Raw genomic sequence first — 13,546 nt, 5'->3', positions numbered from 1 at the left:
ATAATTCAGCAATTTATAATGGTATGCAAGAGGAAAGATTATCAGTTGAAAGAGGTATTTAGATTTGGGGATTACTGTCTATAATTGATTTTTATTCATTTGCAAATTGGATTGCTCTTTCTAATATTTCGTCTTTACCATTTTTAATTCCTTCAATTGTCGAATTAACTTCTATATCAATCCTTACCCCATTTCTTTGAGTTTCTGTACCATCAGGATAAAATATGCCAGCACCAGTTATTTGAGTTCTGTAACCACCTACCATATTAAATACAACAACATTTCCATCTGCACCAGAAGTTTGACTTCCAATTGTTGTTACATTGTCGCCAGTTTGTAAACACATTGCTGTAAATTCTCGCTGGCTTTGACAATTTTCATCTACTAGTAAAATAACTTTACCATTATATTTTAATTTACTATTAGTACCCGCTTGATAGGTTCTAGTCCAAATAAATCTTCCTGGATAATCTAAATCGGGTACTATTGCTTTATAAAAATCTCTTTTCTGAGAAGTGATATAATTTGCAATCTTAAATGGTGTCGAGGATGATGTTTTTCTTAAGTCAAAAATTATAGCCTTTGTATTTATTAATGCTTTCATGGTTTTTGAAAAATCTTCTACTACGCCAATATCAACATAACCAATATCGCCTTTAAGAATTTTATATTCTTCATGATTAATTGGTTTTTGGTAATTAAAATCTTGGTACAAGTATCTATTTATATATCTAATAGATAATTTATCGTCTCTTATTACTTCTACTTTTAGTGAGTCTTGTGGACCATTAAGTAAATAGTAACTAGCATTTAATCTTTTCCTCGACATGTTTGAACCACTGATATACTTTTCTTTTTCCGTAAATATTGATTCAACTTCTACATCATCAACTTTAACTATAATATCACCCATTTTTAAGTTATTAATTTTCGCTAATGAATCGTTGTAGATACCTGTAATTAATGCTTGGTTTTCAATTAACTTAAATTGAACAGGAAGATAATAATGACCAAAATACAAGTACGTTTTATCTGTATTAAGTTTAACATGGCTATCATCTAAGCTAACAACTAATTCGCTCATTGCGAGGTGTAAGTCTGTTTCAGATTTTGGATACAAAAATTTTGGTATCATTTGATTTAATACACTATTCCAATTCTTATCCGTTTGATATTTGGCTGGGAAAAAATACTCAATCATATTCCAATAACGAAATAAGGAGAGCAGCCTTAAATTTTCATCTTGCCAGTCAAAGTTTTCATAATCAATCTCATTAGTGAAATTTGCAATTTTAAAATTACGACTGTAATACTCAACGTATTTTTTTTCGCCTTGATGCCTGTTAGCCTTAATAAAGTTGAGTTTATTAGATAATTTAACTGTAAATAACTGTTCATTGTTTAACCATTTCAAATCCAAGTTTTTGTTGAAATACTGAACTTTATTTTTAGGTTTACATTTGTTACATATTTCAACTTCCCCTAGACTATCAATAAGGTCAATGTAAATTTGGGAGAGTTCAATTGTATTGTTAGCTTTTTTCGTTTTTAAAATTATTTTAAACAATTGTTCATCCCAGTTATAGTTTCCTTCTGCAACATGTGGGTGGTAATATTTTAAAAACCCCCAAATTTTAGCAGTTACCGCTAGTTTTTGTGTTTCAGTAAGTTCATTTTGAGAAAAAATAGAAGAAGAGTATATAAGTAAAGGTAACAGAAAAAGTAGCGTTCGTTTCATACTCGTTTTTGATAGAAAAAGATTCAATTATAGTAATTATTTACTCATTAACGCTACTAGTAACCAGATAATACCAATTAAAAAGAATAAAAGACCAATTATTAAACAAATGTTATTGATAGGTAGTGGTGCTGAAATGGACCATGCAATAGCATTTAAGACCCACCCAGTAAAAATTAAGAATACCGAGTAGCTGATTTGCTTTTTTCTTGTCATTTAAAATGATTGAAAGTAAATTTTTAATTAGTTGAAGCTATTTTAGAAAAAATATAAAGGCCTACCACATCATTATTGGTTCACCTTTCCATACAATTAATCTGAACTCCTCATAATGATTTCCATTGCCTAAGGTGTGGTTATCTCTGTGACCTTCTCCTAATTTTAATTTGTGAACCATTCCGGTACAAGAGCCCACCCATAATATCTTATCATCATCAGATATAGCTAAACCACCAATAGTAGAACCTAAAAAATGCCTCCAAATACATTCTCCATTTTTGTTAAAAGCTTTGATGTAACCATATGCATCTCCAAGTATGTATAAATCTTTTGTGGTAAGACCTATATAAACCCTCATATCTTCATCTATTACCTTATAATCTTCGCTTTCTTCGTAAGCTTCAATTTTTAAATCTTCAAATTGGTTTGCAGAAACACCAATGGTAATACCGTTATAAAAATGGCAAGAGTTTGTTATTAATTGTTCATCGTCATCAGAAAAAAGACAGAAATGAGGGTATGAAGACTGAGCCCCAATCTCACCAATTTGTATTCCGTTTTCATTTAAAATTCTATGATCGGCACATTGATCGCCTACTACAATATGTTTGTTGTCATTAGATATTGTGGCATTCTCCATGTCTATATAAGAAGACCATTCTTCATCTTCTAAATCGGGTTCGGGGTGAATCATCTTTTCACCTTCTTGCGATATGATATAAATTCCGTCAGAAGATATTAAAAGAACCTTACGTCCATCATTGAACGGTATTAGATTCGATATTCCAAACTCTTTCGTTTCATTCAATTCAAATGTATGAATGATATCGCCTTGCCAACCTTGTGTGGTTACAATGCTATATTTAGAGGAAATGGCAAAGACATTATTTCTCTTGGATTTACCAATTGCATCTATATCAGATTCAAGTTCGATTACCTTTTCTCCATTAAGTAGATAAGCTTGTCTTTTTTGATAGGCCGTACCCGTTAAGAAAATAATTTTTTCATTTTCTATAAAATGCATTTGCTCAATACTTTGACCTTTGGTTTCAAAGAATTTTATTAAAGGCGTATGTGCGGGCGGAAAATCTTTTCTAAACTCTTTAACAACATTATTTTTATTAGCTTCTTTTAGCAGTCGAAATAGTTCATCTGCTAAATGGTCTCTATTATCTTCTGGTTCTTTTCCTTTCCAATTTTCCCAACCGTTTTTTTCTCCAAATGCTACCATGTCATTGACCTCGGCAGCATATTTACTGCCAATTTTGTTCCATTCTTCTTTTATACTTGAAGGATTTTTCTTTTTATTAAAAAGGCTAAAATTCATATTTTATTTTTAAGTTTTTATGTACTAAGCTTTTCTATTTATAACTTTATAGCAAAGAAAAAAGTTTACAATTAGCCCGAATATACCAACATATACGAATACCATTTGACCTTCTTCGTATTCTTCTTTTTTAAAAACAATTACTTCTTGTTTTTTGACTTGTACCAAATCGGTATTGACGTTTTCATACGGCATGTACCTGTCAAAATAATTTATAGTAACTGTATCGCCAATTTTAATGCTATTGACTAAATTGTCATAGCCCTCAAATAACCTTTTTACTCCAACCTTATGGTCAAGGTTATCTAATCTTATAAAGAAACATTTTGTCTTTTTTCTTTTGGAGTTTATATGGTAATCAATTCCTTTATTGGTAACAACACCTGTAAGTTCATATGTTTCTTCAAGTTTAATGTTTTGTTGGCTCATACCTCCCCAAATCACTATGATATAAATTATTGAAAGGAAGACTAAAACAGATAGTTCAAATATTGTTTTTCTTTTACTCAAAATTCAGTTATAGAAGTTTTGATTTTCGTTAAGTTTTTCAATTTCACAAATATTTATAGTTTTTAGAACTGGTCGATAAAATTCTTTAAAGTATTTCTAATAATCATATATAGAAAAGTAGGGTAGGTCAAGAACTAAATATTTTAATTTGCTTGTTACTCTAATATAATATTTAGTATCCATGATTTTCTTGGGAATTCAATATTTCTTTTTGACGATATATAGACCTTGACTTTTACTTTCGTTGGTGTTTGATGGGTAAGAATATCTAATAAAAGATATGTTAGTTTTTGGTTCGAATTCTTCAGGAATGGTATAGTTATTTAAATAGGAATCTGATTGAAGAAAATAAAATGGATATTTAATAGCGTTCTCTTTAAATCGAATATATTCATTTTCTTTTTTTAGTTTGTAATATCCAATTCCTATAAAATGAGAGATTATAGGCGTGTATGTAAATGTTGAGTGTATTTTTGTTTTTTTCAATGAGATTTTTTCAATCTTGTTCTCTACATAGTTGATTTTTTTTTCAGGGTAATCAGCATTATCTAAGTCATAATTTCTACGCTTTTTATCTGCACTTGAGCCCGAATGTGACATCCATTCTGAGTAAGTATTAGACTTTATATCTTTAAGAAAAATCAGTTTATTATATTTTGCCGGATAATTTTCAAACGTTCGTTCACTGGTATTGTCACCCTTTAAAAAACGAAATTCTGATACTTTCAGTGCTACCCAACCGCTGGGGATCTTAAAATAAATGAGTTCATTATTACCATAAATGACAACAGAGGCTTTATCGTATAACTCTTTAAATAGTAATATCCATTTTTTTTCTAATTCTTCTGTTAAAAAAATTATTCTTTCGAAGTAAGGTTCTTTTTCTACTTTATTTTTTGAAAAATCGTAAACTGAACTATCTGTAAACACATAATGTGTTTTATATGGCATTTCAGCAGAAGGGTCTGATAGGTCGAACAAGATATTTCCGTCAGCACTTATTTTCTTTTGATGATAAGAATCGTCAACAATGAAATAATTATTTATTGTATCATAATATATCCATAAATAAGTTTTATCTGAAATTTTGTCAACCACGAAGTTTGTAGAACTAACCTCTTCACTTAAATACCTAAAATTATCTTTGTTCGATACAAGACTAGGTATCAAATTGATAGTGGTACATTGTTGAACAAAGAATAAAAGCCCAACTATTATAAATATCATTTTTTTACGTTTTTTCATTTTCATTTTCTGCTTCGGCTAATTATAATTTTCATTCTATACTATATTTTAAGTCTAATTAGCGTTTATAATATCACTGATCATTTTGTGATACGTTGTTTTAATTTCATCTTCCACATCTTCAAACTCCATTTTCTCTAATTTTTTACACAATCTCAAATAGGCTTGTTTCCACACTGGATCTAAAGAGATTGTAGTAAGCATGGATAATAAATATAAATGCCTTATTTCTGTATAATAGTAACGTTTAACTTCAGTATCTGAACTTTTTAATGATATATATGCTTCCGCAGCTTTAACAGCTTCTATATAGTCTTCTTCTTTTTTGGTGACAGTAGCTAGTTTATCAGAATAATGTGCGTAGTAATATGCAGAAAAAGCACTACGCACCTCAGTACTATTCTTTAATAGGTCTACAGATACCTTTATATATTTTACGCTTTTTTGATAGTTTTCTAAATTGTGAAGAAGTTCTGCAGCTTCGTAATAATAGATACTTAGTATTCTATAATTTTTAGATAGCTCGTTGTGTATACCTTCTTCAGTATTGATTTTTATAACTCGCTTAATTAAATCAATTGCTTTTAAATAAAATGTTTGGTTTTTTTTAGTTTTACCCTCTTGCGCACGGGCTTTTGCTATATTTAATAATACTAAAGCATGCTCTATTGGGTGGTTGTCATAAGTCCATATTTTTAGTGCATTTTCGCATAATTCAAGTGCTATTGTAATTAATTTTGTGGCAGATTCACTATCTGCCAGTTTTGCGAGATGAATAGCGGCGGCGGCACAGTTCTGTTGGTACATAGCATAATCCCAAGCAGACTTTTTTGCATTAAACTCATATTTAAGTTTTGTATATAGTTTTAATGCCTTTTTTGCATGTGCCAAATCATCTATAAGAGTAGACTTTAAAAAGAAGGCATTTGCATACGCATTATTCGTATGCAACCATTTTTTGTAATTTTTAGTTTTGTCAAGAATGGGTATTAATTCTTCGAAAACTACTATACCCTTATCAATGGTTGAAATTAGATAGTTTCGTTTTAATAATTCAGTATAGGTGTTTCCTAAATCATATAAAACATCGGCAAAGAACTCATTATGCTTGTCTTTATCAATTAATGATTTAATTTCTTGAAAAGCTATTATTTGTTTTTCAAAAAGAGATGCATCTGTTTTACCCTCATTGCTTTCTTGTATTAGTTTACTTTGGTAGTACTTTATATAAGCAAACTCATATGGTTGTTTAGAACTATCAATAATACTTAGAAGTAATGTTAGCCTTTCTATAAACTCTTCTTTATTTTCTTCGTAAGTGTGTTTGAACAATTCAAATTCCCAAATAAGCGATTGTCTGTATTGTGGTTTATTATATTGGTCAATGGCATTAAGATAATATGTATTTATTTCGCTAATATATTGTACCACTTCATTTTGGTTTGTTGCGGTATAGGGTAAATAGCAAAGTAATTCTAAAGTAGCTTTATTGGTTATGAAATCAATCTGCTCAATATCTTGTACATATGCTTTTAGAAGCTCATTAACCGTAGCTGAAAAATAATGGGTATTTTCTAATAATTTTGATAAGTTTAAATTGAATAAGAGCTTTCCGTAAGAATTGTCATTATAAGGGATAACATCGAATTCTGAAAAGAGGGAATAGGGTTTAGGTGTTTTTGGGAAATGATAGGTAGTGGGACTCAAAAACTCTATTATCAATACCGAATCGATGCTATTTGCAAGTTCTAAACTATCATACCTTTTCCATTTATAATTTCCTTTTGTTACCTCTTTACTAAGTTTGGCGAATATACCTGGCTCTTTGCCAAGTACAGCTATTGTTGGTTTTTTTTGGAATATTTTAAACAAAAAAAATAATTTAAAATTTAGTTTACGAATTATAGTTAATCAACAATTATTCAAATTTTTTTTAGGTATTGCCCTAAAGTTTGCAATAGATTTTATTGTGCCGGCAATTGTTTCAAATTCTTTTCATTTGAGACTTGCCGATCATTGCGGTTATCAGTCCACCAGCAATTGGTCCATAAGCCAAAATTCCATATCCTTTTAGGTAAATTAACCCCAAAAATGTCGCAATGGTAAATAATAAGCCTGCACCGGCTAAAACTAATCCTCCATAAAACAGATTTTTTCCATTTGCATTTACCTCTTTCATTTGTGCGGCCCTTGTGGATCGTTTATCCACTTGCCCTACAACAATATTTATTTCATCTGTTTTTAACCCTTGTTTTTCAAGAGTATCTCTTAATTCTGAAAATTCTAATTGTCCAGTTGCAATTTTTTCAACAAAAGTTTTGATTGTTTTAGCTCTATTGTATTCGCTCATTTGAATTTTGTAAATGTCAGCTAATATTTCTGATATAAAAAATTTGTATAACCTGTAAGGTTTCAAATTATGTGCTAAATAAAAGTATATGACTTATTATGTTTTATTGTCTAAAATGTAAAATAGCTAAGATTTAGCTACTTTAACAGATAAATACTGACTTTTCGTTTAACAGTAGAGTTGATTATACTATTAAATAGTGTTACAAAAGGTGTTTATAAGTTCATATATTTTAAAATTTAATAGACTTGTTCATTTTAAATGAACTTTATTAAAACTAATCCTGCTTCCCTTTAAAAATAGAACTTTGCCCGAGATAAACTTTATCTCACCAATTTTCTACTTTGTTTTTATAAAACCATTAAAGCTTTTATAAAAACAAAGTTTAATATTATGAAAATTGATGTCTTCAAATTCAAATTCAAAAGTCATTTTTAGTTTTAGTTGTTTATTGGGTAGTAACTAGCGGCTATTTTTATGTATAAAGAGCTTATTTTTTGGAAGTTTTTTTTATTAAGCTAAATATCAGCACTTTAGTGGCTTATTGTGTAAACACAGACCTTTTTATTTAACTCAAAGTCTGAATTATCTCTATTTTTTGTTTTTTCAAACACCTCTATCAAAGTATTTATAGTTTCTTATTTTTTGTCCAAGTAATATCTTGAATGAAGTAATCGTACCATATTTTCACCTTTTACTATTGTGTCGATTTCTAACAGCTATAAAAACTTTAGTACCTTTTTTAACGAGTTCTTTTGTAGTTCCTAAACCACTATTGGCTCCTGTTAATTAAAATAGTTTCCCTTCTTCTGAAGGAAAGTTTTGTGTGTTCCAATTTGTACTCATAATTTATTGTTTTAAATAATACTTCAAATTTATGAGGAACACCTAGTTAATTAATTATACAAATTCTTGATTGTTGTATACATATTTCACGACGGGTCAATTTTACTATTAACGGTCAAACTATGTTTGATGTAGGGCGCTTATATTTCAAATTTATGTGTAAACTGTAAACCTGCGTAATAAAAAAGTAGAAGCCAATAGAAAAGTTGAAAAGGCAAAGAAATAAAAAAGTGTTTCCAAAATATTTCTTGCTTTGACATCAATAAAATACTTCCAAACAGAGTAATTAATTGAAGAACACAAAATATTATGAATAATTCTGTTTCAAATTTCTTTAAAGTAAATGTTGAACAAATAGTTAGAATTATAAAGAGGAATAACATAATTGCTGAAGGCAATAAAATATTGACATCTAACTTAAAAGCATACTTTATAACTAATCCCATTATAATAAGGGGTAAGGTAAAATAAATAGTTTCTAGCAGGGTAGTATACATTTTAATTCTATTTTTTAAGTTTCCTTTTGAAAGTCTTAGAATTTTTGACTGTAAATATAAAAATTTGCTATTTTGAGCTATTTCTGCTAACAGTCAGGCTAAAGCTTATTGTTCAGATTTTTCTTTTTTCTTGTTCAAAGTTAATACTATAATATTTAGTGAATTAGTAAACCTGCTTGCCGGCAGGTAGGTATACACAGACCTTTCGGTTTTGCCTTAAAGTCTGCAACATGTTCAAGCATTGTTTTGTACAGGCTTATTTACCAGTCAAGCAGTAGAGCTTTGTCAGAACCTGGTTCTACTTTTAGCTCTTCTTCGCAATATTTTATGGTCTTATTTATTAATTCTCTAGTCTTCTCGAAATTCTCAATTCGTTTTCCTTTAAATGTCGGTGTTACATTTAGGTTTGATATTATTGAATTAAATGTGTGTTCAAAAAGGTCAGCGGTTTTTTTGTTATTTCGTAACACGTCATAAGAAACTCGAATAGCATCAAAAGGTCCATTCTTGTTATATACTTCTTCTCCGTTTATGACAGGAAATAACCAAATTTTGACGTCACTTCCATTCCCCATGTCGTTTTTGATGCCGAAAAAGTCATCGGTTTGTTCAAATCCCAATTCATTTAGTTTTTCAAACGCTCTACTTTTTGCAATAAAATTAGGGTTATCAAAACCAACGATTAGAAACAAGTCTCCAAAAGTCGGTTTGTCCGAATTAAACTCAAAATCAATGCTTATTCCATTAAAAGCAAGGGTTTCCAAATTTTCAGTTTTCGTCTCCATTTTATCTTTTTCTTGTCCCTCATTTTTGCAACCAAAAAATCCAAAAATCAGTATTGAAATTATTATTTGTTTCATTTTTTAGATTGCACGAAATGTTTAGTATAAAATACGTAGGGTAGGTGATTGGCACTTAGTTTCAGTTTGAAACTAAGTCAAATATAAAAATTTACTTTTATCTTATTTATTGAAAACGCCATATTTTATATTAGACGACCTAGTAAATAAGCTCAAACCTTTCAAATAAACACTTAACCTGCTCTATGTTTTTTATTCATTGTTGTGTGTAGTTTTTATGATGTGCCGTTTTGTAATTGATATAAAATTTTAAAGAAAAAACAACTGACCATTACAAGATTAAAACCGCTAGAATTATTGCTATATTTGGTAGTATTAAATAGAATAAAATTTAATAAAGATATAATAAAATACCCTCCTACGGCATTGAAAGATGTATAGTAGATCTTAACAAGAAAGTCTTAAATTAGATATATTTCTGTTTTAAATTTAGAGACAGAAGATTTAATATTTTAAAAATAAGAAATGAAAAATTTGACTTATGCAGTCCATGCGTATGCTTGGACTACCAAATGGAGCAATGATACACTCGATTTAATTGACAGAGCAAAAGGTTTAGGTTTTGATTCTATAGAAATCCCTTTAATGGATATAGACTTAGTAGATCCCATTAAAATTAAAGAAAGATTACAGCAGCAAAATTTAGAGGTTTGCACTTCTTTAGCCTGTTCAGCGGCTACTGATATTACAAGTTCCGAAGAACATATACGTAAAAAAGGTATTGCATACTTAAAAGAATGTGTGCAAGCTACTGCAGACATGGGCGGTACTGTTATGACCGGGGTTATTTATTCTGAAATAGGTAGAAAAATAAATGGTATACCAGATGAGCGTTATTGGAATTGGTCTGCTGAGTCACTGAAAATAGTATCGAAATTTGCTCAAAATTTGGGAGTTACTTTGGGACTTGAAGCCATTAATCGTTATGAAACATTTTTAATCAATACCTGTGATCAAGCCTTTAAATTAAAGGAACTAATAGATGAGCCGAATGTGAAAGTTCATTTAGATGCCTATCATATGAATATTGAAGAGGAGAACTTTTATGACCCAACCAAAAAAGCGATTCCAGAGTTATGCCATTTTCATTTGAGTGAAAGCCATCGAGGTACACCTGGAACTGGAACTGTGGATTGGGACCAAATCTATAAAGCCTTTGCCGATGGAAATTATAGCGGTTTGGTTGGCTTGGAGTCTTTTTCAGAAGTATCTGATAGTATGATTGCGGCTACATGTATGTGGCGTAAATTAACACCATCAAGTGATGTTTTGTTGCGTGATGGTTTGGCTTATTTAAAAGGATTAGAAAATAAATATTATAACAATTAATTAGCGTTGGGTATGGTGTTGGATAAATTTTCATTGAAAGGACAAGTTGGTGTTGTAACCGGAGCTGGACAAGGCTTGGGAAGGGCTTTCGCCCTAAGTTTTGCAGAAGCTGGTGCAGATGTTGTAGTAGCAGATATCAATGCAGAAAAAGCACTGGAAACCGTTACCATGATTGAAAAATTAAAAAAGCGTTCCTTTTTTGTGAAAACGGATGTTAGTGCCAAAGAAAGCGTAGAAAATTTAGTGAAATCTGTGACCGAAAAATACGGCAGACTCGACTTTTTTATGAATAATGCCGGGATTGGAAATTGGAAAGCAGCTGAAGAAGTCACGGTAGATGAATGGCGCAAGGTATTAGACATTAATTTGAACGGTGTTTTTTATGGCTGCCAAGCTGCAGCGAATTATATGAAAGAAAACGGTGGAGGTCGCATTATTAATATTGCATCAATGTCTGGTTCTATCGTTAATAGGCCACAGCCACAAGCCGCGTATAATACTTCAAAAGCCGGGGTTGTACATTTAACAAAATCATTGGCGGCAGAATGGGCACCCTACAATATCAGAGTAAATTCTATTTCTCCGGGCTATATGTTTACCCCTTTGGTACAAGACCTATTCGACGACGAAAAATACGGTGGTGCTTGGAAAAACGACACGCTTTTAAAAAGACCAGGTCAGCCAGAAGAATTATGTCCTATTGCCATTTTATTAGCATCAGAAGCCTCTAGTTTTATGACAGGTTCAGATGTTATAGTAGATGGAGGTTATTCCGTTTGGTAAATAGTATACAGCTTATCAATAAGCCTAAATCCGAAGTATATTTTTTCATTTCATAGAAAGCTAATAAAATTCAATTTTGAGTCCCAAAACATCTGTTCAATCGGTTTAAAAAGTAGATTTTATCGAATGAATTATGTTTGTGCATTTTATTAAATGTTGTTTTTATTTTTCCTTTATAAAATATTTTAATTCTATTTTCTGGTACAAAATAAGATTGTCTATAAATAAAAGTATTTTCATTAACCCAATAAAATTCTATAAAATTACAAGACTCAGCTTCTGTATTAAATTCAATTAAGTAAGTGAATTTTTCATTGATTTTTTTTAAAAAAAGTAAGAAATAAAAGTTTGACCACCAAAGCTACTCAGCAGAACCTTGGCTGTAATTAAAACGGAAATTTCTTATAATATAGAGGTTGAGAATAATAATTGAAAAAAATAGAATAGGAATCATAACAAAGCTCTAAAATAGTAGTGAGAACCGTATCACAAGATAAAACCCGTAACCTGTTTCGTTCAGGATCAAATATTTAGCAAGAGAACCGTTTTATTATAATCTTACAGATGTCGGTGACGTTTTAAAGTTTGATACGATCACTAGGATTACCAGTAAGTTATTTTAAAACAAAAAAATGGAGGCTTAAGGCAAGAAAAAAATTTAATTAACTTTAGAGAACTTGACTAAGGTTTTTTATAGTAGGTTTTGCTGTGTAGCGTTTTTTTTACGTTTCTGCTATTCCACCAACATTTATCACTGAGTTATTTTCAAGTCTAACTTCAATTCCATGTTCCGTATCTATTTTAAAATGAATTGGAATTTTAATATTATCATTCTCTAATATTCGTATATAATTAATATCCCTGATATATTCAAAAAGTTTCTCTTTAGTTGATATACCTAGGGGTTTCTTTCCTGATTTTTTCTCGTTTTCAAAATAATGTGCGTAATATTTAATATAGTAATCAAAAGTGCTTACTTGTATTTTTTGAACAACGTCTTCTAAATTTTCAATGAATTTCAAGTAGGTTTTTTCATAGGCGTCCAGGTTCTTATTCGAGGGCAACTCAATTTCCTCTCCATCTTCGTCAAATTCCTCTCCCAAAAATATTGTGACATTAGCATTGTCAAAATAAGGTGACGAAAATTGTATTCCTGAAGAAAAACCAGCCCAATCTTGTTCAACTTTACCCCAGTATTTATGTTCATTCATAGGTTTAATTTAAATGCTACACAACGTTCTAGTATAGTTTTGTACACATTGTTACCCACTGGCTTTATTCTAATTTCTCACAATGAAAATCGAATACTTTGAAAAATAAGATAATTAAATGAGGTTTACTTTCTTTAATCTCAATTCTGAAAATATTGTCACAATCCTCAAGGTCAAAATTCCATTTTGAAAACGGAAAAAGTTTGTCGATATATGGTTTTAACTCCTTAATTTCTATTTCAGTATTTACAGAGGTTTTAAATACATAAATCATTCTTTCAAGGTATATTTTTCAATTATAGCCTCTAAGTCAGTCATTACTCCACCATTGTAAACCTCTTTGAAGCCTTTTTCTTTTAAAATGTTTTTCACTTTTGCACTACGTAATCCGTGTGAGCAATATGTAATATAGGTTTTAGTTGAATCTAATTCACTATAGCTTTCTCTAATTGTTCCTAAAGGAATATTTACAGAACCTTCAATATGACCTTTACTATATTCGCTATCTGTTCGCACATCAAGTATTATAGCGCCTTTTGTAACTTTTTTCCCTAAATCATTGTCTATTGTGTGGTATCGATAAATTTTATTAAAAACAACGAATAGAATCATGATTGTAAATATAATTTTG

General features: G+C 30.1%; 12 protein-coding genes. 2 read left to right on the top strand and 10 right to left on the bottom strand.

Annotated elements, in window-relative coordinates; translation table 11 throughout:
• Positions 1–91: 91 nt before the first annotated feature.
• The 7 genes from ACJJVP_RS16265 to ACJJVP_RS16235 form a co-directional block, all read right to left on the bottom strand.
• Positions 92–1,738, bottom strand: a complete 1,647-nt coding sequence (locus ACJJVP_RS16265) for a S41 family peptidase (RefSeq protein ID WP_405415289.1) — start codon at positions 1,736–1,738, stop codon at positions 92–94.
• A 277-nt stretch (positions 1,739–2,015) separates the two neighbouring features.
• Positions 2,016–3,284 (bottom strand): hypothetical protein, encoded by a 1,269-nt coding sequence (locus ACJJVP_RS16260; protein WP_405415287.1) that lies wholly within the window; start codon positions 3,282–3,284, stop codon positions 2,016–2,018.
• A gap of 24 nt (positions 3,285–3,308) precedes the next feature.
• On the bottom strand, positions 3,309–3,794 hold the full coding sequence (locus ACJJVP_RS16255; RefSeq protein WP_405415286.1) for a hypothetical protein: 486 nt from the start codon (positions 3,792–3,794) through the stop codon (positions 3,309–3,311).
• 198 nt (positions 3,795–3,992) lie between these two features.
• The gene (locus tag ACJJVP_RS16250; RefSeq protein WP_405415284.1) at positions 3,993–5,021 is read right to left on the bottom strand and encodes a hypothetical protein; all 1,029 of its coding nucleotides are present in this window, start codon (positions 5,019–5,021) and stop codon (positions 3,993–3,995) included.
• A 72-nt stretch (positions 5,022–5,093) separates the two neighbouring features.
• Entirely contained in the window at positions 5,094–6,911 is a 1,818-nt protein-coding gene (locus ACJJVP_RS16245) for a hypothetical protein (protein ID WP_405415282.1), read from the bottom strand.
• Between the two features lie 112 nt (positions 6,912–7,023).
• Positions 7,024–7,389: a hypothetical protein gene (locus tag ACJJVP_RS16240; protein ID WP_405415281.1), complete on the bottom strand. Its 366-nt coding sequence runs from the start codon at positions 7,387–7,389 to the stop codon at positions 7,024–7,026.
• Between the two features lie 1,603 nt (positions 7,390–8,992).
• The gene (locus ACJJVP_RS16235) at positions 8,993–9,592 is read right to left on the bottom strand and encodes a hypothetical protein (protein WP_405415278.1); all 600 of its coding nucleotides are present in this window, start codon (positions 9,590–9,592) and stop codon (positions 8,993–8,995) included.
• Positions 9,593–10,057: 465 nt separating this feature from the next.
• On the opposite strand from ACJJVP_RS16235, the gene ACJJVP_RS16230 reads away from it, so the two are divergent.
• Positions 10,058–10,921 (top strand): sugar phosphate isomerase/epimerase family protein, encoded by an 864-nt coding sequence (locus ACJJVP_RS16230; RefSeq protein WP_405415277.1) that lies wholly within the window; start codon positions 10,058–10,060, stop codon positions 10,919–10,921.
• Between the two features lie 12 nt (positions 10,922–10,933).
• Positions 10,934–11,704, top strand: coding sequence for an SDR family NAD(P)-dependent oxidoreductase (locus tag ACJJVP_RS16225; protein ID WP_405415274.1), 771 nt, complete (start codon positions 10,934–10,936; stop codon positions 11,702–11,704).
• A gap of 722 nt (positions 11,705–12,426) precedes the next feature.
• Here the strand turns inward: ACJJVP_RS16225 and ACJJVP_RS16220 are convergent.
• From ACJJVP_RS16220 to ACJJVP_RS16210, 3 genes are all read right to left on the bottom strand, one after another.
• Positions 12,427–12,915: a DUF6985 domain-containing protein gene (locus ACJJVP_RS16220; protein WP_405415272.1), complete on the bottom strand. Its 489-nt coding sequence runs from the start codon at positions 12,913–12,915 to the stop codon at positions 12,427–12,429.
• A gap of 64 nt (positions 12,916–12,979) precedes the next feature.
• Positions 12,980–13,189: a hypothetical protein gene (locus ACJJVP_RS16215; protein ID WP_405415270.1), complete on the bottom strand. Its 210-nt coding sequence runs from the start codon at positions 13,187–13,189 to the stop codon at positions 12,980–12,982.
• Positions 13,186–13,527 carry a rhodanese-like domain-containing protein gene (locus ACJJVP_RS16210; RefSeq protein ID WP_405415267.1) on the bottom strand — a complete coding sequence of 114 codons (342 nt, stop codon included), beginning with the start codon at positions 13,525–13,527 and terminating at the stop codon, positions 13,186–13,188. The genes ACJJVP_RS16215 and ACJJVP_RS16210 overlap by 4 nt, the downstream gene beginning before the upstream one ends.
• Positions 13,528–13,546 lie beyond the last annotated feature (19 nt).

Origin of the sequence: Maribacter sp. Asnod1-A12, from assembly GCF_045063735.1 — a bacterium.
In the GTDB taxonomy this organism is placed as follows: domain Bacteria; phylum Bacteroidota; class Bacteroidia; order Flavobacteriales; family Flavobacteriaceae; genus Maribacter.
This window is presented reverse-complemented; position numbering and strand designations above follow the sequence as displayed.

Bases quoted from the DNA above. Each gene is read 5' to 3' on its own strand.
- ACJJVP_RS16240 (WP_405415281.1), bottom strand. From the start codon at position 7,389: ATGAGCGAATACAATAGAGCTAAAACAATCAAAACTTTTGTTGAAAAA.
- ACJJVP_RS16260 (WP_405415287.1), bottom strand. From the start codon at position 3,284: ATGAATTTTAGCCTTTTTAATAAAAAGAAAAATCCTTCAAGTATAAAA.
- ACJJVP_RS16225 (WP_405415274.1), top strand. From the start codon at position 10,934: ATGGTGTTGGATAAATTTTCATTGAAAGGACAAGTTGGTGTTGTAACC.
- ACJJVP_RS16210 (WP_405415267.1), bottom strand. From the start codon at position 13,527: ATGATTCTATTCGTTGTTTTTAATAAAATTTATCGATACCACACAATA.
- ACJJVP_RS16220 (WP_405415272.1), bottom strand. From the start codon at position 12,915: ATGAATGAACATAAATACTGGGGTAAAGTTGAACAAGATTGGGCTGGT.
- ACJJVP_RS16250 (WP_405415284.1), bottom strand. From the start codon at position 5,021: ATGATATTTATAATAGTTGGGCTTTTATTCTTTGTTCAACAATGTACC.
- ACJJVP_RS16235 (WP_405415278.1), bottom strand. From the start codon at position 9,592: ATGAAACAAATAATAATTTCAATACTGATTTTTGGATTTTTTGGTTGC.
- ACJJVP_RS16215 (WP_405415270.1), bottom strand. From the start codon at position 13,189: ATGATTTATGTATTTAAAACCTCTGTAAATACTGAAATAGAAATTAAG.
- ACJJVP_RS16265 (WP_405415289.1), bottom strand. From the start codon at position 1,738: ATGAAACGAACGCTACTTTTTCTGTTACCTTTACTTATATACTCTTCT.
- ACJJVP_RS16230 (WP_405415277.1), top strand. From the start codon at position 10,058: ATGAAAAATTTGACTTATGCAGTCCATGCGTATGCTTGGACTACCAAA.